The sequence below is a fragment of the Nocardia sp. NPDC004568 genome (assembly GCF_040609955.1).
Taxonomy (GTDB): domain Bacteria; phylum Actinomycetota; class Actinomycetes; order Mycobacteriales; family Mycobacteriaceae; genus Nocardia.
In genome coordinates, this window is record NZ_JBEXLL010000063.1 from 1 (window position 1) to 22244 (window position 22244).

At 67.9% G+C, this 22244-nt stretch carries 17 protein-coding genes, 2 pseudogenes and 1 riboswitch; of the genes and pseudogenes, 7 read left to right on the forward strand and 12 right to left on the reverse strand.

The window, feature by feature from the left end; all coding sequences use genetic code 11:
• Window positions 1-146: 146 nt before the first annotated feature.
• The 3 genes and pseudogenes from ABZV91_RS24390 to ABZV91_RS24400 form a co-directional block, all read right to left on the reverse strand.
• Window positions 147-1033: pseudogene (locus ABZV91_RS24390) on the reverse strand (IS5 family transposase).
• Window positions 1034-1497: 464 nt separating this feature from the next.
• The gene (locus tag ABZV91_RS24395; protein WP_355245938.1) at window positions 1498-1680 is read right to left on the reverse strand and encodes a hypothetical protein; all 183 of its coding nucleotides are present in this window, start codon (window positions 1678-1680) and stop codon (window positions 1498-1500) included.
• A gap of 374 nt (window positions 1681-2054) precedes the next feature.
• Entirely contained in the window at window positions 2055-2894 is an 840-nt protein-coding gene (locus ABZV91_RS24400) for an exodeoxyribonuclease III (RefSeq protein WP_355245941.1), read from the reverse strand.
• Window positions 2895-2951: 57 nt separating this feature from the next.
• Here ABZV91_RS24400 and ABZV91_RS24405 point away from each other — a divergent pair, with 57 nt between their 5' ends.
• A complete protein-coding gene (locus ABZV91_RS24405) occupies window positions 2952-3800 on the forward strand; it encodes an alpha/beta fold hydrolase (RefSeq protein WP_355245944.1) in 849 nt (282 codons plus the stop codon).
• A gap of 63 nt (window positions 3801-3863) precedes the next feature.
• Here the strand turns inward: ABZV91_RS24405 and ABZV91_RS24410 are convergent, their stop codons facing one another.
• Window positions 3864-5111 carry an acyl-CoA dehydrogenase family protein gene (locus ABZV91_RS24410; RefSeq protein WP_355245947.1) on the reverse strand — a complete coding sequence of 416 codons (1248 nt, stop codon included), beginning with the start codon at window positions 5109-5111 and terminating at the stop codon, window positions 3864-3866.
• 687 nt (window positions 5112-5798) lie between these two features.
• Here ABZV91_RS24410 and ABZV91_RS24415 point away from each other — a divergent pair.
• The gene (locus tag ABZV91_RS24415; RefSeq protein WP_355245950.1) at window positions 5799-6788 is read left to right on the forward strand and encodes a hypothetical protein; all 990 of its coding nucleotides are present in this window, start codon (window positions 5799-5801) and stop codon (window positions 6786-6788) included.
• Window positions 6789-7412: 624 nt separating this feature from the next.
• Here the strand turns inward: ABZV91_RS24415 and ABZV91_RS24420 are convergent.
• Complete coding sequence (locus tag ABZV91_RS24420; RefSeq protein ID WP_063060460.1) at window positions 7413-8630, reverse strand: NADP-dependent isocitrate dehydrogenase; 1218 nt, start codon at window positions 8628-8630, stop codon at window positions 7413-7415.
• Between the two features lie 275 nt (window positions 8631-8905).
• A riboswitch (SAM riboswitch) is annotated at window positions 8906-9016 on the forward strand.
• 251 nt (window positions 9017-9267) lie between these two features.
• Between ABZV91_RS24420 and ABZV91_RS24425 the strand changes: the two genes are divergently transcribed.
• Window positions 9268-10413, forward strand: a complete 1146-nt coding sequence (locus ABZV91_RS24425) for a homoserine O-acetyltransferase (RefSeq protein WP_355245954.1) — start codon at window positions 9268-9270, stop codon at window positions 10411-10413.
• Window positions 10414-10443: 30 nt separating this feature from the next.
• On the opposite strand, the gene ABZV91_RS24430 is transcribed toward ABZV91_RS24425, so the two are convergent.
• Window positions 10444-10689, reverse strand: a complete 246-nt coding sequence (locus ABZV91_RS24430) for a DUF3017 domain-containing protein (RefSeq protein WP_084487403.1) — start codon at window positions 10687-10689, stop codon at window positions 10444-10446.
• Between the two features lie 181 nt (window positions 10690-10870).
• Between ABZV91_RS24430 and ABZV91_RS24435 the strand changes: the two genes are divergently transcribed.
• Window positions 10871-11461 (forward strand): hypothetical protein, encoded by a 591-nt coding sequence (locus tag ABZV91_RS24435; protein WP_355245957.1) that lies wholly within the window; start codon window positions 10871-10873, stop codon window positions 11459-11461.
• Between the two features lie 130 nt (window positions 11462-11591).
• On the opposite strand, the gene cycA is transcribed toward ABZV91_RS24435, so the two are convergent.
• Entirely contained in the window at window positions 11592-13073 is a 1482-nt protein-coding gene (cycA, locus tag ABZV91_RS24440) for a D-serine/D-alanine/glycine transporter (RefSeq protein ID WP_355245960.1), read from the reverse strand.
• Between the two features lie 226 nt (window positions 13074-13299).
• Between cycA and ABZV91_RS24445 the strand changes: the two genes are divergently transcribed.
• On the forward strand, window positions 13300-13764 hold the full coding sequence (locus ABZV91_RS24445) for a tRNA (cytidine(34)-2'-O)-methyltransferase (RefSeq protein WP_355245963.1): 465 nt from the start codon (window positions 13300-13302) through the stop codon (window positions 13762-13764).
• A 16-nt stretch (window positions 13765-13780) separates the two neighbouring features.
• On the opposite strand, the gene ABZV91_RS24450 is transcribed toward ABZV91_RS24445, so the two are convergent.
• From ABZV91_RS24450 to ABZV91_RS24465, 4 genes are all read right to left on the reverse strand, one after another.
• Window positions 13781-13999 carry a DUF167 family protein gene (locus ABZV91_RS24450; RefSeq protein WP_355246038.1) on the reverse strand — a complete coding sequence of 73 codons (219 nt, stop codon included), beginning with the start codon at window positions 13997-13999 and terminating at the stop codon, window positions 13781-13783.
• Window positions 14000-14014: 15 nt separating this feature from the next.
• Window positions 14015-15160, reverse strand: coding sequence for a DUF4349 domain-containing protein (locus tag ABZV91_RS24455; RefSeq protein WP_355245966.1), 1146 nt, complete (start codon window positions 15158-15160; stop codon window positions 14015-14017).
• Window positions 15161-15255: 95 nt separating this feature from the next.
• Complete coding sequence (locus ABZV91_RS24460) at window positions 15256-18570, reverse strand: error-prone DNA polymerase (RefSeq protein ID WP_355245969.1); 3315 nt, start codon at window positions 18568-18570, stop codon at window positions 15256-15258.
• Between the two features lie 6 nt (window positions 18571-18576).
• Entirely contained in the window at window positions 18577-19029 is a 453-nt protein-coding gene (locus tag ABZV91_RS24465; protein WP_355245972.1) for a hypothetical protein, read from the reverse strand.
• Window positions 19030-19202: 173 nt separating this feature from the next.
• Between ABZV91_RS24465 and ABZV91_RS24470 the strand changes: the two are divergent.
• A pseudogene (locus tag ABZV91_RS24470) lies at window positions 19203-19997 on the forward strand (SDR family NAD(P)-dependent oxidoreductase); the annotation flags it as partial.
• Window positions 19998-20234: 237 nt separating this feature from the next.
• Window positions 20235-20798 (forward strand): TetR family transcriptional regulator C-terminal domain-containing protein, encoded by a 564-nt coding sequence (locus ABZV91_RS24475; RefSeq protein WP_355245974.1) that lies wholly within the window; start codon window positions 20235-20237, stop codon window positions 20796-20798.
• An 18-nt stretch (window positions 20799-20816) separates the two neighbouring features.
• On the opposite strand, the gene ABZV91_RS24480 is transcribed toward ABZV91_RS24475, so the two are convergent.
• Entirely contained in the window at window positions 20817-22073 is a 1257-nt protein-coding gene (locus ABZV91_RS24480) for a serine hydrolase domain-containing protein (protein WP_355245977.1), read from the reverse strand.
• Window positions 22074-22244: the final 171 nt, after the last annotated feature.

Below are 22244 nucleotides of genomic sequence, written 5' to 3' on the forward strand. Positions count from 1 at the left end.
GCTCCGCACGATAGAAACGCCCCGCAACCAGCCCGAACAGATCATCCAGCCCAGCCACCCACGCAGCCAGGTCCTCGCCCATCGACACGACGAAATAACATACCGCACAACATAACCAAGTGCGGCTGGAGTACTAGAGAGTGTCCTCAAAGCCACATGAGCAGGGTGGCCAGGTCGAGCATCCCGCGGTAAGACGTGGCGGTCTTGTCGTAGCGGGTGGCGATCGCTCGATACTGTTTGAGCCGGTTGAAGCAGCGTTCGACCACGTTGCGACGCCGATAGGCCACCGGATCGAATACCGGTGGCCGGCCACCGGCACTGCCCCGACGACGCCGGTTGGCCTGCTGATCGACGCGTTCGGGGATTCGTTGCGGCGATACCACGACTTCGCAGATGGGCTCGGATCGCGCGGGTGGAGTATCCCTTGTCTGCCAGGACCCGCCGCGGTCGCTTCCACGACTGGCCTCGGCCGGGTTTCGGCATCCAGATCCCGGTCAAGACCTGGGTGAACATGGTGCAGTCGTTGATGTTGCCCGCGGTCAGCAGCAGCGTGAGCGGCCGACCGTGCCCGTCGCACGCGAGATGGATTTTCGTAGTCGGACCACCACGAGAACGCCCGATGGCATGATCAACTGGTTCGCTGTGCCCGCACCCGGATCCGTTGTCCCCCTGTGTGAACCACACGAGTGCGGGCACCGGCGGCGTGCTGATGAACGCGCACCAGCGAGGAATCCACCGACACCTCGCGATCGAGTTCATCGATCGCTTCGGCGATCACCTGCACTCGCTGCACGAGCATCGCCAGGGTGCCGCTGCGTGACCACCGCCAGAATCGGTTGTAGACCGTTTTCCAGGGCCCGTACCGTTCGGGCAGATCTCGCCACGCCACACCGGTCTTGGCCTTGTAGAGCATTGCGTTCAGGATCCGCCGGTCATCCACCCGCGGGCGGCCTTTTGCCCCCGAGACCGGCAACAACGGCTCGATCGTGCGCCACTGGTCCTCGGTCAACTCATGCCTACGCGCCACGACCACACATCAAATCAAATCGGCACCTCGACCGCCCAGGCTTTGAGGACGCTCTCTAGTGCTCCTTCGTCCAAACGCCGGCCAGGTTACGTACCGCTTGCGGCACGGCGTGCCCCTCCGCTCTCTCCGCTTCACTCTCTCCCAGCGTGAGAGCGCCGGTAATGTACGAGCGTCGAGAGATGACTGTGCAGGAACCGATTGAGGCTCATATGGCCAAGCCGGAAGCCGACACCGCCGGACCGGACGCGGAACGCACTGCCGAAGCTCCGCACCAAGAGGTCACGGCCGAGTTCGCCAAGGTGCGGGCTGGATTGTCCGGATGCAGGTCAGATATGTCGGACTTCCGATCCGGAGTCATGGACCGGCATTTCGAGGCCGTAATCCTGGCGCGAAATACTCGAGCGGCTGCCGCACGAGTAGACCGGCATGCAGACCGCCGAGCGAGGGTGGTCAGCACGCAAGTCGCACCGCTACTTCCGTCGCCAGCTGAACATCTTGTTCAGCTCTGCAAGGATGTCCTTCCGCTTCGCGGCGTCTACTCCATCCTCCCGCAAGGCCAGCCAGGCAACCGTGATCTTGGTTAGGGCAGCGAGCATCGCAGCGACGATCAGCCCGATGGCGGTCGGCTGCACATAGTCGATGAAGGTCGACACCTGGAGAATTCCTCTCTGACTTGGGTCGAGAGAGGGGGCGTGCGTGAACCTCAGCTCGACCAGTAGTACTGGTGAACCAAGGTCCCGCTCCGGCGGGCAGGAACTTGAATTACTCGACCGAAGCCGAAATGCGTTCATGCTCCTTGATCTACGCTGGTACCCGCTTGAGCGGGAGGGGCGCGCCGGGGCACCTTCCGCCTTGTCCCGCTCTGCTGCGAGACGCAGATGTACGGCAGGAACCGTACATGCCGACGGGTATCCAAGCAACCTTTGCAAGGCGTCCTACTCGACAACGGAGTACACGAGCGAAACTCTTGCTGTCGTGGAAGCAGTTGCCCCGCGACCAACACCCAGGCCGCCCCGCGCGGGGACATCTACTCGGCGCCGACGTCCACCAGAGCGACCGGGGCCGAGTCGGGTACCCGGCAGGGCCAGTCGAAGCCTACCGTTACCGGAGCATGATCCGACCAACGTTCGGCGTAGGTAGCTGCCTTCTCCGTCACGGCAGACACCACCGTGGATGCGATATCCTTCGTTGTGTAAACCGCGTCGATCCGCCAGCCGGTGTCGTTGTCGAACGCGCGCCCACGATACGACCACCAGCTGAACGGACCGTCACCCTCCGGGTGGAGTTCCCGGACGACATCGACGTATCCGGCCGCCAGTTGCCGGTCCAGCCAGGCCCGTTCGGCGGGGAGGAAACCGGACTTCTTCAGGTTCCCCTTCCAGTTCTTCAGGTCTCGTTCGGTATGCGCGATATTCCAGTCGCCGGCGATGACGAAAGCCCCGGCGCGGGTGGACATCCGGGCGGCGAGCTCGTCGAGGAAACGGTACTTCTCCTCCTGCCGGGGCGTATCGGCCTCTCCGGTATGGACGTACACGCTCGCGACGGTCACCTCGTCGAAGTCGACCTCGAGGTAGCGGCCGGTGGCGGCGAACTCGCTGTCGGGTTCGATCCCTACCCGCACCGCTCGCATCGGCCGCCGCGCCAGCACCCCCACCCCGGCCCGCCCCTTGGCGCCGGGCTCGGCGTGGGCGAGCGACCAGCCGTCGTCCAGCGCGGGCGCGAGCGCGGCGGCCACCTGGGCATCGTCGGCCCGCGTTTCCTGCAGGCAGACGATATCGGCCTCGGTCCGGGCCAGCCAGGCCAGCAGCCCCTTGCCCGCGGCCGCCCGGACCCCGTTGACATTGACAGTGGAAAGGATGTACGGCACCGATCGACCGTACAATGACAAGTCACCGCTACTTGCCAGGAAGGGGTGACGACATCGATGTCAGGCACCTCCGCAACCGCACTGCCCGAGCCGGTCGGGGCTCTGCACCTGGGTTCAGGCGCGCCGCTGCTGCTCCTCCACGGAGTCCTGCTCTCACCGCACTGCTGGGAGCGGACAGCCACCCTCCTGGCCGCCCGCTGTGAGGTCCTCGCCCCCGCCCTGGCCGGCCACTGGGGCGGGCCGGAATTCCCGGACGGCCGGTACGCCGCCGCCACCCTCGCCGACCGGGTGGAAGCGCAACTGGACGACGTCGGCTGGCGGACCTGCCATATCGCCGGCAATTCCCTGGGCGGCTGGGTGGGGTTCGAACTGGCCCGGCGCGGCCGGGCCCGCACACTCACCGCGATCGCCCCGGCCGGCGGCTGGAAAACTCCGTCGCCGCTCCAGCTCCGCGCCGCCGCCAAGATCGCGCCGATGATCCCGGCCGCCGAAATACTCCGGCGCCTGGGCGATTTCCCGACCGAGAGCCGAATCCTGCGGTGGGCCATAGCGCACCTGCTGACCAAGAACACCCGGGCGGTTTCCCGCGCGGACATCACGGCGGTGATCCTGGCCGCGCTGCACTGCCCGGCACTGCCCGCACTCACCCTCGGCACGCTGCGCGGGCCGGCACTGGCGGATATGTCCGATATCACGACCCCGGTCCGGCTGATCCTCGCCGATTCCGACCGGGTCCTGCCGGCCCGGGCCCACGGTGGCCGGTTCCTCCGCGAGCTGCCGCCGGCCGCGGACCGGATCATGCTCGACCGGGCAGGTCATGTGCCCATGCTGGAGGCTCCCGACCGGATCGCGAATCTCATCGCGGAACATATCTACGCCAGCCGCGACCACCTGCGCGCTGTGTAATCGGCGGCGCGGGGTCGAAGCCCCCTCAGTGCCGCCGCTCCGGGAGGCGGCGGCGGTCGAGTCTCAGTTTCCGAGCAGCCCTTTCGCCACGTGGGTCACCTGGATCTCGTTGCTGCCCGCGTAGATCATGAGTGATTTCGCGTCGCGGGCCAGCTGCTCCACCCGGTATTCCGACATGTAACCGTTGCCGCCGAACAACTGTACCGCCTCCATCGCGACCTCGGTCGCGACCTCCGACGAGTACAGCTTCACGGCCGAGGCCTCCGAAAGACTCAGGGGTTTACCGGCCCTCCCGCGCTCGATGATGTTGAACACCATGTTCTGCACATTGATCCGGGCGATCTCCATCTTCGCCAGCTTGAGCTGGATGAGCTGGAACCGGCCGATCTCCTGGCCCCACAGTTTCCGGTCGCGGGCGTAGTCGGTGCACAGCCGAAGGCATTCGTTGATCACGCCCAGCGCCATGAACCCGATTCCGACCCGTTCGGCCACAAAACTGGATTTGGCGCTCTCCCGGCCGTCGCCGCCGCGATGTTCCTCGGTCTCGCCGAGCAGCCGATCCCGGCCGAGGCGGACGTTGTCGAAGAACAGTTCCCCGGTGGGCGAGGCATGCAGACCCATCTTCTTGAACGGTTTGCCCTGGGTGAGTCCCTCCATCCCCGCGTCGAGCACAAAGGTGAGCACTTTGCGGTCGCGGGACGGGGTGCCGTCGCCCTCGTCCAGTTTCGCGTAGACGACCAGGGTGGCGGCGAAGGGACCGTTGGTGATGAACGTCTTCTGACCATTGAGGATGTAGTCCTCACCGTCGCGTCGCACAGAGGTCTTCATCCCACCGAAGGCGTCCGATCCGGAATCGGGTTCGGTGATGGCCCAGCAGGCGATCTTGCGGAGGCTGACGATGTCGGGCACCCACCGTTGCTGCTGGGCGAGCGTGCCCCGGGACAGGATGGTGGCGCCGCCGAGGCCGGTACTCACCCCGAGCGAGCTACACAGACCCATACAGACGCCGGAGAGTTCGCTGGTCAGCACCGCCATCATCGTCTGCTGATCGAAACCGCCGCCGGACCCGTCCTTGTCCGCCGCCGCCGGCTTCTCCGTCCCGTCGGCCGCCGCCCGCTTCGCCGCCAGCTGCTTGTTCAGCGCCTCTTCCGCCATGGCGCCGATACCGAAATCCGCGTACAGCTTCCGCAGGATCGGATAGGGCAGCATCTCCCCGCTGTCCAATGCGTCCACGTGGGGTCGCACTTCCTTATCGATGAACTTCCGCACCGCGTCGCGGACCATCAGGTCGGTTTCGGACCATTCGAACATCGTCGTTCCTCCGGTATTCCAGCTCACTGAATCGGCCGACCCCCGCACCGCGTGTGGGCCGCCTTGTTGACAGCCTGCCAGTTCTCGGGGCGCAGCGCTGCGAACCGCGGAATCCAGCCCTCCCGGCACAGGGCCTCGCAACAGGCGGCACCTATCCGGATTCCAGTCGGGCGCGTAACCGAACACTCAGCCGACAAGTCCGGACTCCCCCGGGCGAGCGGGCCGGCCACCGAACCCCCATGGGGCCGGGGTCCCTGGCCACAGACGAGCACCGGCGTCCCGACGCAGCGATTCGGGTAACCGCCCACCTCGCGGCGAACGCCCCGCGCCGACAGCGATCCGTCGACTTCTCACTGGCAGTCGACGCAACGGGCTCCGACCCGGCCGGACAGTATGATCCGTGGACGGCCCGATCGTTCTATCGCATTTCCGGCGTGGTCGATCATCGGGTCGTCGGCTTGCGGCTCCGAAGAGATTTCCGAGAGGGGTACCCGCCCGACCGGGAATGTGGTCGGGCGGGTACCCGATATGGTCCCCGACAGAGCCGCTGCCCCAGATCTGTCCGAGGCCGGCAATACTCGGCGGACCAGCGACACAGCGCGCGTGCGCGGGTCTGCGCCCCTCCCCCATGACTCGGGCGGTGCGGCGACAGGGCGACGTGCGTATTCGAAAGCGGAGTACATCGCCATGTTCGAAGCCCGGCGCTGTCAGCCGCTGTCGTGGTCGGAGAAGAAACTGCTCGATCTGGGTTGCATCGGCGCGACAATGGTGCGGTTGGGCCGCACCGGTATCGATCCACCTCCACTGCATCTCGCGTTCGCAGACGCTGGTGCCCACCGAGCGATCTCGGCGGCGGAGAAAATCCTGGGGCCGGGCGAGGTGAATACCGCCGCGGTCAACGGTATCGCGCGGGAACTCAGGAGTTATCGGGCAGCACTGAAGGCGGCCGACCCCGCCGCATCGGGCGAACTTCGAAAAAAGATCACGGATCTGGAACAAGTCTTCGACCGAGCCAAGGCGATCACACGAAGTTACTGGTCCGATGCGATGAAGTCATACGACATCACCGATCTGCAGAACAGACGTGATGCCGCGAAGGCCGAGGGCAACCGCCTTGCGTTCGAGAGAGCGGCCGGCATCGCCGACAAGTTCAACGAAATTCTTGCGGGCAAACCGAACAACGCCACCGAATTCGAGCGCATCGCAAGGCAGGACGAACAGCTGGCGGGCCTGCACGGGATCGCGGAGTCACTGCCCTCCGGCGATCTGACGGATGTCCGCGCGACGGTATTCAGCAAATACTTCTGGTCCGGCCAGATCGAGACTCTCGACGCGGCGGGCCAGGTGGCGCGAGATATATTCGGCAACCCGCAGGGACGGGCCGGCGACCTACCGGATCCGGACAGATTCGCTCCGAACGCGGACACCGGCCAAGTGGATATGTCCCGAGACCTCTACAAGGGAAAACCGGGATTCATCAAATTCGACTACGGATGGTACGACGAGCAGAACGGAAGCTGGTGGAATGCGAATCATGCCGAACATTCCGACGCGGCTCGCCGAGCCGCAGACCCGATGCGGTTCTACCAATGCGCGCCGGAGGTGTTCTTCGCCGGACTGGATGACTTCGATAGTTCTGTGATGTGTGTTGCTTTTACGCGAACCACGTTGACCTGATATCCCGAAGCCGGCACAGGTAGAGAATGGAAGCAATGGATCTAGCCGATTATCTCAACGAGGAAGTCGTACTCTACGGCATGGCGGAAACGCCATGTCGGGCGCTGTCCTGCGCTGCGGAACCAATTCCTACGTCTACACCGATGGGCAGACACCGAAAAGTACGGTGCGTTCGAAGTCACCGGAGTACTCGGCGAGGAGATCGACACCACGCCCGATATTCCCGCACACTTCGCGCATGCCCGCGAGCGATATTACGTGGTGAAGAATCCGGTGTGGAAACGCATAGGGTGAGCAGGCACCCCTGGTCAGCCGGGACTCCCCCAGGGGGAGCCGCGGAACGAACCCGCACCACCCCCGGCACGCACGGGAGCCCAGGACACGCACCCGAGCACGATCGGCGCCTGCGTCCCGGCGGCAGTGGCCGAACGGTCGGCACGGTGGTTCGGGGAATCCGATCCGGGCAGCCCTGTCTCCGGCGGTCCGCGTCGGGAGACCGAACTCCCGTTCCAGCCGGAAGTGGGCCGACGCCGTCCCACAACGGCGGGAGCCGCCGGTAACGACCACGCGATCCGCGGGATCGGCGATCGGCGTCCGCCTCGCCGGTCCCGCGGAGTCGGTCTGTCAGCGCAATGCGCGGGCCAGGTTGGCGTCCAGCGCGGCCAGGAACTCCTCGGTGGTGAGGTAGCCCTGGTCCCCGCCGACCAGCAGCGCGAGGTCCTTGGTCATCTGACCGCCCTCGACGGTCTTGATGACCACGTCCTCGAGGGTCTGGGCGAAACCGATGACCTCGGGGGTGTTGTCCAGTTTGCCGCGGTGTTCGAGGCCGCGGGTCCAGGCGAAGATCGACGCGATCGGGTTGGTCGAGGTCGGCTTGCCCTGCTGGTGCTGGCGGTAGTGCCGGGTGACCGTGCCGTGCGCGGCCTCGGCCTCGCAGGTCCGGCCGTCCGGGGTCAGCAGCACCGAGGTCATCAGGCCGAGCGACCCGAAGCCCTGCGCGACCGTATCGGACTGGACGTCGCCGTCGTAGTTCTTGCAGGCCCAGACGTAGCCGCCCTCCCACTTCATGGAGGAGGCGACCATATCGTCGATCAGCCGGTGCTCGTAGGTGAGGCCGGCCGCCTCGAACTGGCTCTTGAACTCGGCTTCGAAGACCGCCTCGAAGGTGTCCTTGAACATGCCGTCGTAGGCCTTGAGGATGGTGTTCTTGGTCGACATGTAGACGGGATAGTTCTGCTGCAGCCCGTAGTTGAACGAGGCGCGCGCGAAGTCCTCGATGGACTTCTTGAAGTTGTACATACCCATCACGACGCCGCCGTCCTCCGGCATCTGCACGACCTCGTGCACGATGGGCTCGCTGCCGTCCTCGGGGGTGAAGGTGAGGGTGACGGTGCCGGCCTGGAAGACCTTGAAGTCGGTGGCGCGGTACTGGTCGCCGAAGGCGTGACGGCCGATGATGATCGGCTTGGTCCAGCCCGGTACCAGACGCGGAACGTTGGAGATGATGATCGGCGCGCGGAAGATGGTGCCGCCGAGAATGTTGCGGATGGTGCCGTTGGGCGAACGCCACATCTTCTTGAGGCCGAATTCCTCGACCCGGGCCTCGTCGGGGGTGATCGTCGCGCATTTGACGCCGACACCGTGCTGCTTGATGGCATTGGCGGCGTCGACGGTGACCTGGTCGTCGGTTTTGTCGCGGTATTCGATGCCGAGGTCGTAGTACTCGAGGTTCACGTCGAGGTACGGGTGGATCAGCTTGTCCTTGATGAACTGCCAGATGATCCGGGTCATCTCGTCGCCGTCGAGTTCAACGACGGTGCCTTCAACCTTGATCTTGGACATGGATCTTCGTGTCCTCCTAAGACTGGTGCCCTCATTGCACGGCCAGGCGAACACGCTTGTGAGCGGACCCCAGCTGTTCAACAGACAACGTATACATCCCGCGTTGTCCACGAGACGTCTGGTGTAACCAAGACGAGCGTACTGCTTGCGGTGGTGTCACGGTGCAGCCAGCCCCGGTCGTGAGATCTCACAGGGGTGAGACTCGCCACAAGATTACCTGGTCGGCACGTATACCGATTTCGATCCGTATCGGCGCCCGGCTACCATATTCGGCAGGTCATGAGTGCCAGCACCAAGCCCCGGCTCGCTGGCCGGCAACCCTCCTGCTGCGGTGGGGTGCTCCGGGTGATGACCTGGCTTCCGAGAGCCGGGAGCAAGCGCACGTCAGGAGGTCGTCGATTTGTGCCGGTGTCGCTCGCGTTGACCGCGGCGTTCTCACGATTCGACGAGGAACCCCCGATTTTCTGGAGCACGACATGACCGATCACAGCATCCGTGGCGCGACCGCTACCGGAGCGACCCACCCGCACCCCGCGGTCGTATCCGATGCTCCCCGCGGCCGGGCAGCCGGATCCACAGCCGGGATTCATACGCTCCGGGCATCAGTACGGTCCGCCGTTTCCGTGGAAGCCCTCGCGTGAAGGCGGGCACCGAATCGACCACCGCTCGTCCGGTGGCCCAGTTACCGCCGTCCGACGGCACCCTCGGGTATGTGGACATCGGCGAGCTCACCCTGGAGAACGGCGCCCGCCTCCCCCAGGTCCGGCTGGCCGTGCAGCGCTGGGGGGAACTGTCCCCGGCGATGGACAACATCGTCCTGATCGAGCACGCGCTGACCGGTGACTCCCATGTCTCGGGTGACCCGAGCGAAAACCATCCCCAGGCCGGATGGTGGAACGGGATGGTCGGCCCGGGGGCGCCGATCGACACCGACGAGTGGTGCGTCGTCGCGACCAATGTCCTCGGCGGCTGTCAGGGCAGCACCGGCCCGGCCTCGCTCGCGCCGGACGGCGCACCGTGGGGCTCGCGGTTCCCGGGGATCTCCATCCGCGACCAGGTCGCGGCGGAACTCGAGTTGTTCGACGTGCTCGGAGTCCCCCGGCTGGCCGCGGCGATCGGCGGCTCGATGGGCGGTATGCGCGTCCTCGAATGGATGCTGCTCGCCCCGCAGCGCCTGGCCGCCGCACTGATCCTCGCGGTGGGCCCCCGGGCCACCGCCGACCAGATCGGCACCCAGAGCACCCAGATCGCCGCGATCACCGGCGACCCGGACTGGCAGGGCGGCGACTACCACGGCACCGGTCGCGCGCCGATGGCCGGAATGGGTATCGCGCGCCGCATCGCGCACCTCACCTACCGCACCGAGGTCGAACTGGACAGCCGGTTCGCCAACCGCCCGCAGGAGGGCGAGGACCCCTGGGACGGCGGCCGGTACGCGGTGCAGAGCTATCTGGAGTACCAGGCCGAGAAGCTCGGGCGACGTTTCGATCCGGCGACCTATGTGCTGCTGAGCGAGGCGATGAACCGGCACGATATCGGCCGCGGCCGCGGCGGGATCGAGGCGGCGATGGCCGCCACCGACGTACCGTGCATCGTGGGCGGGATCGACTCCGACCGGCTGTACCCGTTGCACACCCAGCAGGAACTGGCCGATGGGCTCGCGGGCTGCCGGCATTTCGAGGTGATCTCCTCGCGGGACGGCCACGATGCCTTCCTCACCGAGGCGGCGGCCATCGGCAAACTGCTGGTCCAGACGATGAACCTGGCCCGCGCCGGGCGCTGAGCAGCGGCGGGGCACACCCGTCCCGCGCGGTCAGCCCACGCCGAGCGTGTTGATTGTCGCGGCGAGGAAGACCACGGCGCCGCCCAGCAGGGTCAGCGCGCCCACATCGAACGGTTTGCTGCGTACCGCGAGGAGGCCGACCCGGGCGGTCGGCAGGCACAACCGGAACGCGGCCGCGATGAGGGTCGCGCCACCGAAGAAGAAGGCGCCCCGGCGCCAGCGATCCTGTGCGACGAACACCACGGCGATCAGCACCACCACCGCCACCACGACCATCGGCAGGTGGCAGCGCAGGAAACCGGCCCATCGGCTGCCGGTGCCGGGATCGTCGTGGGTCGGGGTCGCGGCGTCGGTCACGGAGGCGATTGTTCCAGATCCGGCCCTCCCGGGCCACGGCCGCCGGCCCGGCCAGCGGCACCTCGGCCCCGGTGTCGAAAGCGGACAGCCAGGCCGCGTCGTGCTGACCCATGATCGCGTCCAGCAGCAACAGCCGCGTCCGCAGTTCGGCCCGGCCGGTGGACCCGGCCGGATCGTCGGGGTCGCCATCCAGACCAATCTCAGTTGCCGCACCGAATGGCTGGGCGAAGCCGACCCCGACACGGTCCCGCTGTGGTGCACCTACCACCCCCCGGGCAAACGCCCTACCAGCGCTTCCTCGGCAAAACCCCGGGAGCTCGCCGCGGCCGGTATCCGGTTCAGCGTCGGAGTGGTGGGTCTGCCCGGCCATCTGGAGCACGCCCGCGGACTGCGCGCCGACCTCCCCGAGCACGTCTACCTGTGGGTCAACGCCGCCGAGGACCACACCTACACCGAGGCCGAGGCCGAGGCCGCCGACTGGACGCCATCGACCCGCTGTCCCCTACAGCCGCGACCCGCACCACTCCCTGGGCCGGGCCTACCGGACGGGGGCGTCGGTCCTCTCGGTCGACGGTGTCGGCACCGTGCGCCGCTGTCATTTCGTGAAAGAACCCTTGGGCAACCTCTACGACGGCTCCTACCGCGACGCCCTGCGGCCGCGGCCGCGGCCGTGCCCGCGCGCCCGCTGTGACCGTCCTATCGGCTACGTCCATCTCGGCCCGGGCCGGTGGCTCTGCCCCTGCCGGAATCACGGAACGCCTCCGGTACGTGAACACACGATTGCCCGCCCCGCCCGGGGCGGGCAATCGAAACAGCACAGATCAGCGCAGCGCGGCGTTTTCGGCGAGCACCTTCTCCCGGTGCTGCTCGCGCAGTGCGGCGTGGTGGGGACTGCGCCGCACCACCAGGTAGGCCAGGCCCAGCACCACGAACCAGATGGGGGTCACCAGCAGGGCCTGCAGGGTGTCGCTCTTCTGGGTGAGCGCCCAGATCAGGAATACGAAGAACGCCAGCACCGCCCAGACCGCCGGAACCCCGCCCGGCATCTTGAACGTCGACGCGGCGTGCAGATGCGGCCGCCGCTTCCGGTAGACCAGGTAGCTGGCCAGGATCATCGTCCAGACGAACATGAAGCACAGCGACGAAATGGTGGTGACCACGGTGAACGCTTCGACGATCGACTGTCCGGCGTAGAGCAGCACCACACCGATCAGCAGGAACGCGCACGAGAAACGCAGCGCGTTGGCCGGGACCTTGCGCCGGGACAGTTTCCCGAACAGCGCGGGGGCGTCCCCGTCACCGGCCAGGCCGTACACCATCCGCGAGGTCGAGTAGATACCCGAGTTCGCGCTGGAGGTGGCGCTGGTCAGCACCACGAAGTTGACCACGCTTGCGGCGACACCGAGCCCGGCCAGGGCGAACATCGCCACGAACGGGCTCTCGTCGGCCGAGACCTGCCGCCACGGGGTCACCGCGCAGATCACGATCAGCGCGCCGACGTAGAACAGCAGGACGCGCACCGGGATCGAATTGATCGCGCGGGGCAGGGTGCGCTCGGGTTCCTTGGCCTCGGCCGCCGTGGTGCCCACCAGTTCGATGCCGACGAAGGCGAAGACCGCGATCTGGAATCCGGCCACGAAACCCATGGGCCCGGTCGGGAAGAAACCGCCGTCGTTCCACAGGTTGGCCAGCGCGGCCGTGCTGCCGTTGTCACCGGTGAATCCGGTGATCACCATCACCAGGCCGGTGACGATGAGCGCGCCGATGGCGATCACCTTGATCAGCGCGAACCAGAACTCGGTCTCACCGAACGCGCGCACGGTGGGCAGGTTGAGCACCAGCAGGACGATGATGCAGACCAGCGCCGGTATCCACAGCGGCAGATCGGCCCACCAGTACGACACGTACCCGGCGATCGCCACCACATCGGCGATACCGGTGACCACCCAGCAGAACCAGTAGGTCCAGCCGGTGAAGAAACCCGCCCACGGGCCGAGCAGATCACCGGCGAAATCGCTGAACGACTTGTAGCCGGAGTTCGACAGCAGCAGCTCCCCCATCGCCCGCATGACGAAGAACAGGAAGAAGCCGATGACCATGTAGACGAGGATCACCGAGGGGCCGGCGAGCGAGATCGTCTTGCCCGATCCCATGAACAGGCCGGTACCGATCGCGCCGCCGATCGCGATCAGCTGGATATGCCGGTTCGCCAGCTGGCGGCTCAGCTTCTCCGGGCCGGCACCCGGATCGCTCACCCCGCTCGCGTCGTCGCCTGGATTACCGTGGCCCTGCAGCACGGCCATATTTCTCCCTCCGGAATGAATCGGACAGCCCATTCGACCACCGGAAGCGGATTCCTGCAGAGTGGGCGGCCCTACGGTACGCCGCCGCGATCCGTGCCGTGCGCGGCCCCCGCATCACCTCGGTGATCCTATTCGCTGTGGTCAGGGCGTCGCGACGACGGTAGCGCCCGCACCGGCGAGGTATCCCGCACCCGCGGCGCCGCCGCACCTGATTGACTGGTCGGCTGTGTTCCGATTGATGTTCCATGAACCTCGCATACCGGGAAATACGGGCAATGCCATCCGGCTCGCCGCCGGCACGGGCAGTGAGCTGCATCTGATCGAACCGCTCGGCTTCGATATGTCGGAGGCGAAGCTGCGCCGGGCCGGCCTGGACTATCACGACCTCGCCTCGGTGACAGTGCACCCGGATCTGGCGACCGCGTGGAAGCAGCTGCACCCCCAACGGGTGTTCGCGTTCACCACCCGGGCCACGACCCCGCACACCGATATCGCCTACCGGCCCGGCGACATCCTGCTGTTCGGCGCGGAACCGACGGGGCTGCCGGCGGAGGTGCTGACCGACGAACACATCGATACCGAGGTGCGCATCCCCATGCTGCCCGGCCGGCGATCGATGAATCTGGCCAACGCGGCCGCGGTCGCGGTGTACGAGGCGTGGCGGCAGCACGGGTTCCCCGGCGCTGTCTGACCCCGGTCCCGGCAGATCAGTCGGCGATCTCGAACCGTTTGTGCCGGGAGGTCGCCCCGCCGGAGAGCCGGACCGCGCCCTTCGGGACACCGAGATGCGCGGCCAGGAGTTCGGCCGCGGCCCGGTTCGCTTTCCCCTCGGTGGCCGGCGCCCGCACCCACAGGTGCAGCGTGCCGTCGGGCAGGGTTTCGACCAGCGGGCCCTTCCGGCTGTTCGGTGTGATCACCGCCCGCACCGTGGTGGGCACCGGTCACGCCCGGTCCGTGTCCGGGCCGTCCGGATCGACGGCGTCGTCCCCGGTCCCCGCGGACTCGTCCGCACCCACCGCCGTCCGGTCCGTGTTCTCCCCCGTCTCCCCAGGGCCGGTCGCCGCCCGGTCCGTCCCCTTCGCGGACTCGTCCACTTCCTTGGTGGTCCTGCCCGGTGCGTCCCCGGGTCCGGCAGCGGTCCGCGAGGTCCCGGGCACCGAAGTCTCGACCCGTCCGGTCGAATTCGCCGCCGCCGGGGCGGCAGTGCGTGCGCCGCCCAGCCGGCGCACCAGCCCGACGAGGGCGCCGACAATCGCACCGAGGAGGGCGAGGAAGATCAGCCACGGCAGCACCTGGCCGACGAAGACCACCGCGCCCTTCAGCCAGTCGAGCAGGGAGTTCCAGCCGTCCACGACTCCGTCCCGGAAAGTGGCCGGGCCGTCCTCACCCGACTTCTCCGCAGTGCTCTGGATATCGACCGTGAGGGTGGACAGCGAGATCTGATCGTCGAGATAGCGCCGCTGTCCGGTGAGGCTGTCCAGTTCGGCCTGCCGGTCGGCAAGCGCCTCCTCCGCGGCGATCAGGTCGGCGGTGTTGGCGGCGCGCGCCATGAGATCGCGCAATCGGTCCACCGAAGCCCGCAGCGCGGTGATCCGGGCGTCGAGATCCTGCCACTGCAGCGTGACGTCGTCACGGTTGGTGCTGATCTGGGTGACCTCGCCGAGATCGCTCAGGCCCTCGATGAACGCGTCGGTATCGGTGGCCGGGATCCGGACGACCAGATTCGCGTGCGGATCGTCGTCGGCGGTTCCGGGGTTCTCGGTACGCTGGTCGACCCGCCCGTCCAGTTCGGTCACCCGGTCGACGAGGGTCTGCGCGGCCGCGACCGGGTCGTCGGCGGTGAGATCCACCGTGCCGGTGACGACCTCTTTCCGCTCGGTGGCCCGGTCGGCCTCCGGGGCGGGCGAGGGAGCCTCTTCGCGGGCGGGCGCCTTCTGCACCCGGATCCCCGGCGCCGTGGCGGGTGCGGGCGCCCCGTCCTCGAAGGACATCGTGTGGTCTGCCGTGCCGGAGGAGGATTCACCCCCGCACCCGGCCAGCAACAGCGACCCACAGACAACCGTCAACAACACCCCGAGCTTGCGCATGCTGGCAGCGTAATGGGCGGGTTCGGGGTCGTGTACCCGATTCGGGTGCGATCGAGGTCTCGTCGTGGCCGTTAGGGAAACCGGGCGGCGCCGGACTATCTGAAGTCGCGGGAGCGGGAGGCTGTGCGCATGTCCAAGCGGCTCAGGTGTTCGGCGTAGATGCTCACCGCGCCTTCCGCGTTCTGGATCCGGCCGCGGATCAGCAGGGCCGGGGAGCTCTGCGCGGTGCGGCGGTAGCGGGTCCACAGCCCGGCCGAGCACACCACGTTCACCATGCCGGTTTCGTCTTCCAGGTTCAGGAAAGTGACCCCGCCGGCGGTGGCCGGACGCTGCCGGTGGGTCACCGCGCCGCCGACCAGTACCCGGGTGCCGTCGGGGACCGAGAGCAGGTCGGCGGCCGGGATCACCCCGAGCGCGTCGAGCCGGGGTCGGAGGAACTGGGTGGGATAGCTACCGGGTGAGACCCCGGTAGCCCAGACGTCGGCGGCGGCGTGTTCGAGATCGCTCATCCCGGGCAGGGTGGGTGTGGTGGTGGAGGCACCGGTCCCGGGCAGGCGATCGGGCCGTTCGCCGGCCGCCGCGCCGGCGGCCCACAGTGCTTCGCGCCGGGTGTATCCCAGACTGCCGAGCGCACCGGCGGTGGCCAGGGCTTCCGCCTGCGGGACGGTCATCTCCACGCGCCCGGTGAGGTCGAGGAACGACGTGTAGGGCCCGCCTTCGGCCCGGGCGGCCACGATCTTCTCCGCGAGGTCCGAACCGATGGAGCGTACGGCCGCCAGGCCCAGCCGCACCTCGGTCCCGCGCTGTTGCAGGGTGGCCTCGGCCTCGCCGGCATTGATATCCGGGCCGTGCACGGCGACCCCGTGCCGGCGGGCGTCGGCCACCAGCGACTGCGGCGAGTAGAAACCCATCGGCTGGGCGCGCAGCAGACCGGCGCAGAACGCCGCCGGATAGTGCAGTTTGAACCAGGCGGAATAGAACACCAGCGCGGCGAAACTCTGCGAATGGCTTTCCGGGAAACCGAAATTCGCGAAGGCACGGAGTTTCTCGTAGATGCGGTCGGCGAGTTCACCGGTGATGCCGTGCAGATCCCGCATGCCCTGGTACAGCCGGCCCCGAAGCCGTTCCATCTTCTCGGGGGACCGTTTCGATCCCATGGCCCGCCGTAGCTGATCGGCTTCGGCGGCGGTGAATCCCGCGACATCCACGGCCATCTGCATCAGTTGTTCCTGGAACAGCGGCACCCCGAGGGTGCGTTCGAGTGAATTGCGCAGGGCCTCGTGGTCGAAGGTGATCTCTTCCAGCCCGTTTCTCCGGCGGATGTACGGGTGAACCGAACCACCTTGGATCGGGCCGGGCCGGATCAGCGCCACCTCGACCACCAGGTCGAAGAACTCCCGCGGTTTCAAGCGCGGCAGGGTCGCCATCTGGGCCCGGGATTCCACCTGGAACACGCCCACCGAATCGGCTCGGGACAGCATCTCGTACACCCCGGGTTCGGCGAGGTCCAGAGTGTGCAGTTCGACCGTGACGCCGATGTGCTCGCGCACCAGGTCGATCATGTAGTGCAGGGCGGAGAGCATGCCCAGGCCCAGCAGATCGAATTTCACCAGACCCGCCGCGGCGCAATCGTCCTTGTCCCACTGCAGCACGCTGCGGTCGGTCATCCGCGCCCATTCGACCGGGCATACGTCGGCGATGGGCCGGTCGCAGATCACCATGCCGCCGGAGTGGATGCCCAGATGCCGCGGCAGTCCTTCGATCTCGGCGGCCAGTGCCAGTACCGGTTCGGGAATATCGGTCCCGGTTTCCGAACCGACACCCGTCCACCGGCTCACCTGTTTACTCCAGGCGTCCTGCTGGCCGGGGGCGAAGCCGAGGGCGCGCGCCGCGTCGCGGACCGCGGATTTCCCGCGGTAGGTGATCACATTCGCCACCTGTGCCGCGTTCTCCCGGCCGTACCGGCGATAGACGTATTGGATGGCTTCCTCACGACGGTCGGATTCGATATCGACATCGATATCGGGAGGTCCGTCACGTTCCGGTGAGAGGAACCGCTCGAACAGCAATTTGTTCGCGACGGGATCGACATTGGTGATTCCGATGGCGTAGCAGACCGCGGAATTGGCGGCAGAGCCCCGGCCCTGGCACAGGATGTCGTGCTCATGGCAGAAACGCACGATATCGTGCACCACCAGGAAATACCCCGGGAAACCGAGCCGGGCCACGACCGCGAGTTCGTGTTCGAGCTGCCGATAGGCGGCCGGGTTCGCGGCGGGCGGACCGTAGCGGGCGGCGGCGCCGCGCCGGGTGAGTTCACGCAGCCAGGAGTTCTCGTCGTGGCCAGCGGGCACATCGAAGGGCGGCAACCGGGGCGCGATCAGCCGCAGATCGAACGCGCATTCCCGGGCCAGTTCCACCGAATTCGCTACGGCCGAGGGGTATTCGGCGAACATCCGGGCCATCTCCGCGCCCGACCGTAGATATCCGGATCCGGTGGGGGCGAGCCAGCCGGCGAGATCGTCGAGGCTGCGCCGGGCCCGGATGGCGGCCAGGGCCGCGGCACGGCGGCTGCGATCCGGGGTCGCGAAATGCGCGGCGGTGGTCGCGATCACGGGCACCCCGACGCGCTCGGCGATCGCGGCCAGCGCGGTATTGCCTTCGTCGTCGGTGGGCAGACCGTGCCGGGTGAGTTCCACGGTCACCCGGTCGGGGCCGAACCGTTCGCACAGGTCCCGGAGCGCCGCCTCGGCGCGCAGCGGCCGGCCCCCCGCGTGCAGATCCTGGGCCAGCGCCCGCCGCACCTTGCCTTTACGGCAGCCGGTGAGGATCTGCCAGTGACCGCCGGCCGCCGCGGTGAGAGCGTCGAGGTCGTAGCGCAAGATCCCTTTCTCCCCGGCCGCCATATGCGCGGCCGCCAGTTGCCGGGACAGCCGGCGATAACCCTCCTGCCCACGGGCCAGGACCAGCAGATGTTCGCCGTCCGGATCGGGTTCGCCCGTGCGGGGCGCCGAGTCGGTGTGCCGGGCACCGGATTCCACGAGAGTCAGTTCGGCCCCGTACACCGCGGCGATGCCGTGCTCGGCGGCGGCTTCGGCGAACCGGACCACCCCGTAGTAGCCGTTGTGGTCGGTGAGCGCGATCGCCGAGAGCCCCAACCGCGCGGCTTCGGCGACCATCTCCTCCGGCTGTGATGCCCCGTCCAGGAAACTGAATGCCGAATGCGCGTGCAGTTCCGCGTACGGCACGACCGGGCCGGGCGGGTCCACCGGCCCGGCCCGGTACTCACCGCGACTGCTGCTCCAGGCTGGGGCGTCACCGCCGTCGCCGGGAAACTGTCCGGGCTTCGGCCGGCCGGACAGCACCCGTTCCAACTCCGCCCAGCTCGGCGGACCGTGGCTCCATCCCATATCGCGTCAGCAGGCCACCCGTTCGGTGGACTGCGCCTCCAGCAGTGTCGCCACATGATCGACCCCGGCCCGGATCACCCGGCCGTAGGCATCGTCGGCGAGTACGTTCGCGTGCCCGCGCGCCAGCGCCAGCTGCATGCGGGCCTCCTCGAAATCGCCGACCAGCCGGTGGCTGTCGGCCAGGCTCAGATACAACGACGGGAGAAATCCCAGGAGTCCTTCGCCCAGCGGCACGCCGGGCACGAAGGCCGAGTCGAGCGCCCGGGTGTCCCAGAACAACGCGCCTTCAGCGGTCTCCTGGACATCCGCCAGATGATGGGCCACCACGCTCCGGTACAGCGGCTCGCCGGCCGGCCCGAGCTGATCCCACAGCAGTTGCAGCGCGTGACGCGCCGCCTCCCGATCCGCCCCGCCGAGCCGCACCGCGGCATAGATATCCGCCATCCGATCGTCCGTCATGAGATCGAGTATCGCACATATGTTCGAATATCGAGAGTCGAAATCGAACCTGTTTTCGAACACCGGACCCACCCTGGCACACTTTCTTACTTTGGAGTAAGTTCGGCCGGGAAAGACCTGCGCAAAAGGGGCTGTTCATGAGCGATTCCGGGACCGACCAGGCCGAACACGAACTCGCCGGACGGCATGTCCTCATCACCGGCGCCTCGTCGGGCATCGGACGGGCCGCGGCGCTGGCCGTCGCGCGGAAGGGCGCCGTGGTGTTCCTGCTCGCCCGCCGCGAAGACGAACTCGCCGCCGCGGTGGCGGAGATCCGGGCCGCGGGCGGCCGCGCCTACGGCTACCCCTGCGATATCACCGACTCCGCCTCGGTGGAGGTCACCCTGGACAAGCTGCTCGGCGAGCACGGCCGGGTGGACATGCTGGTGAACAATGCCGGACGTTCCATCCGCCGGGCCATCCACCGCTCCACCGACCGGCTGCACGATTACGAACGCACCATGGCGGTCAACTACTTCGGCGCGCTGCGGCTCACCCTGGCGTTGCTACCGCAGATGCGCGAACGCAAATTCGGCCATATCGTCAACATCAGCAGCGCGGGCGTGCAAGTGGCCACCCCGCGGTACTCCGCCTATCTGGCGAGCAAGGCCGCGCTGGACAAGTTCACCGAGGTCGCGGCGGTGGAGACCATGGCCGATGGGGTCACCTTCACCACCATCCACCTGCCGCTGGTCCGGACCCCCATGATCGCCCCGTCCGGCGACCAGGGTGGCCGGGCCGAATCGCCGGAATGGGCGGCCGCGACGATCGTGCGCGCGCTCACCCAGCGCCCCCGCCGCATCGACGTACCGATCGGCACCCTCGGCGAGTACGGTGCGATGTTCGCCCCGCGCCTGCGGGACTTCGTCCTGCACCGCTACTACCGGATGATCCCGGACTCCCCCGCCGCCCGCGGCGAACAGACCGAATCCACCCCGGTCACCGCACTCGACGCGCAGACCTCCGAGGAGAACACGGCCGTTGTGCACCGCATCGGCGGCGAGCACCCCGGACCGCGGCGACGGTCGAGACGCGCTCCACTCCCCCGGGCCGGCGCGCGGGTGGCCCGCGGTACCGGAACCGCGCTGCGGCGCGCGGCGCGCTGGGTCCCGGGCACGCACTGGTGAGCGGGACCCGGCGGCCGGCCGCGGAAAGGAGCGCCGATCGTGACCGATGAGCACATCACCACATTCGACGCCGTCCTGGATCTGGTGACCTCGCGCGGGATCACCGAGACCACCCTGCGCCGGGTGGCCGACCACAGCGGCCTCGACGGGAAGACGCTCCGCCGGAAATACGGTGACCAGTACGGATTATTGATGGCCGCCGCCAAGGAACTCGAACTCGATCGAGACCGCCGGCTCGCGGCGGTCGGCAACGGACCACGCAGCGACTCGGTGGCCGACCGGCGGGCCTACCTGGAGGCGGTCACCCGCGCGCTACTACTCGACCCCGCCGACCGGCGGCGCCTGCTGCTGCGTACGGAGATCGTCGCCAGTGCCCGGCTGGTGAACGGGATGGAAGCCGAAACCGAGTCGATGGGCACCTCCGGCCGCGCCATCGTCGCCGCCGCGCTCACCCGGGCCGGGGTGGCCGACACCGAGCTCGAAACCGAACGGCTGCTCGCCCTGATCAGCGGTCTCGCCTTCGAACTCGCCTATCCGCACGGCGCGGGCGAGGGAACCGCCGATCGCGTGGTCCGCCACCACATCGCTTCCCTCGTGCGCTGACCGCCGGCGAGCGCGGCCTCAGAGCTCGAAGATCCGCTCCGCGCGCGCCAGGGGCCGGAATGCGCCCGAGATCTGGGCCACCAGCTGCCAGGGCCGTTCGCCGTCCACCGAGGATTTACCGTTGGTCAGGATCGCTCCGCTCAGCCCGCGTGCCGGATCGGCCCAGCCGTATTGCGTGGTGAACCCGCTGCGGCCGAAATGCTCGGTCGTATCGTGCCCGAATTTCGACCGGTGCCCGCCCAGCTCGAAGCCGGCCCGGCTCACCCGCCCCGCCACTCCGGGGACCCGGGGCGCGGGACGCACCGCGTCGCGCACCGTCTCGGCGCGCATGATCCGGACGCCGTCGAGTTCGCCACCGCGGGCGAGGATCTCGTAGAACCTGGACAGTTCGGCGGCGGTGGTGACCAGATTCCCCGACGGCAGTTCGGCGGTGAGGAAGGATCGATTCGATTCCCGGTTCACCGCGTCCGAGGCGAACCCACCGCCCAGCGCCCGTCCGGCGATGAAGGACGCCAGCTTCGACGGCGGGGGTCCGGTTTTCACGCTCGGGAGCACCGCGTCCACGTCCTCGGGCCGGACACCCAGATCGGTCCACCGGAAGCCCAGCGGTTCCAGCACCTGTTCGGCGAGATGTTCCTTGAGCCGCTTACCGGTGGCCCGCTGCACCAGTAGCCGCTGGATGAGCCCGCTCGTCAGGGCGTGGTACACGCGGAAGCGTCCGGCCGGGTAACTCGGCTTCAGATCGACCAGCCCGCGCAGGCACAGCTCCTCGTCGAAAACCATTTCGTGCCCACGGTAAGGACGGGTCACGAACGGGACGCCCGCGGTATGGGTGAGTACGTGTCCGATGGTGATCGGCGCCTTGCCGTTGGCGGCGAACTCGGGAATGTAGTCGCTGACCGGATCGTCGAAGGCGAAGGCGCCCTGTTCGATGAGCATGAACATCACCGCCGCGGAAACACCCTTCGCGGTGGAGAATCCGCAGAACGGCGACTCGGTGGTCACCGGGACCCGCTCGGCCTCCGGGCCGTCGCCGGGCGCGTTGCCCCGGCTGTGGCCGATCGCCCGGTTCAACACGATCCGCCCATTGCGGCGCAGGCAGATCTGGATCGCGGGAGTCGCGCCCAGCCGGTACCACGCCTGTACCGAATCCCAGATCGATTCGAGCTCCGCCCGGCTCGGCCCGCCGGGTCCGGCATCCTCCTCCGGACCGACAGCGGTGATGTCGTCCAGTTCGGCGGCGACCGGGACCAGGAGCGCGGTATCTGCCTTCACACGCCCCAGGGTAGCCATGCCGACCAGGCGGCGACGGCCGTCGGACGACCCGGGCGCGGTCGGTCGGCATTCCGGTCGGCGCGCGTCGCGCGCCCACCACCCACCACCGGTGACCAGGCGGTCGACCGCCCATGCGGGGCAGTGACGGAGATCACCGGGGGTCACCCCCGG

What these genes read in the sequence shown, in the direction of transcription:
- ABZV91_RS24430 (WP_084487403.1), bottom strand. Translation starts at nt 10,689, where the DNA reads ATGGTCGTGGTGGCGGTGGTGGTGCTGATCGCCGTGGTGTTCGTCGCA.
- cycA (WP_355245960.1), bottom strand. Translation starts at nt 13,073, where the DNA reads ATGGCCGTGCTGCAGGGCCACGGTAATCCAGGCGACGACGCGAGCGGG.
- ABZV91_RS24415 (WP_355245950.1), top strand. Translation starts at nt 5,799, where the DNA reads ATGTTCGAAGCCCGGCGCTGTCAGCCGCTGTCGTGGTCGGAGAAGAAA.
- ABZV91_RS24405 (WP_355245944.1), top strand. Translation starts at nt 2,952, where the DNA reads ATGTCAGGCACCTCCGCAACCGCACTGCCCGAGCCGGTCGGGGCTCTG.
- ABZV91_RS24465 (WP_355245972.1), bottom strand. Translation starts at nt 19,029, where the DNA reads ATGACGGACGATCGGATGGCGGATATCTATGCCGCGGTGCGGCTCGGC.
- ABZV91_RS24455 (WP_355245966.1), bottom strand. Translation starts at nt 15,160, where the DNA reads ATGCGCAAGCTCGGGGTGTTGTTGACGGTTGTCTGTGGGTCGCTGTTG.
- ABZV91_RS24420 (WP_063060460.1), bottom strand. Translation starts at nt 8,630, where the DNA reads ATGTCCAAGATCAAGGTTGAAGGCACCGTCGTTGAACTCGACGGCGAC.
- ABZV91_RS24410 (WP_355245947.1), bottom strand. Translation starts at nt 5,111, where the DNA reads ATGTTCGAATGGTCCGAAACCGACCTGATGGTCCGCGACGCGGTGCGG.
- ABZV91_RS24460 (WP_355245969.1), bottom strand. Translation starts at nt 18,570, where the DNA reads ATGGGATGGAGCCACGGTCCGCCGAGCTGGGCGGAGTTGGAACGGGTG.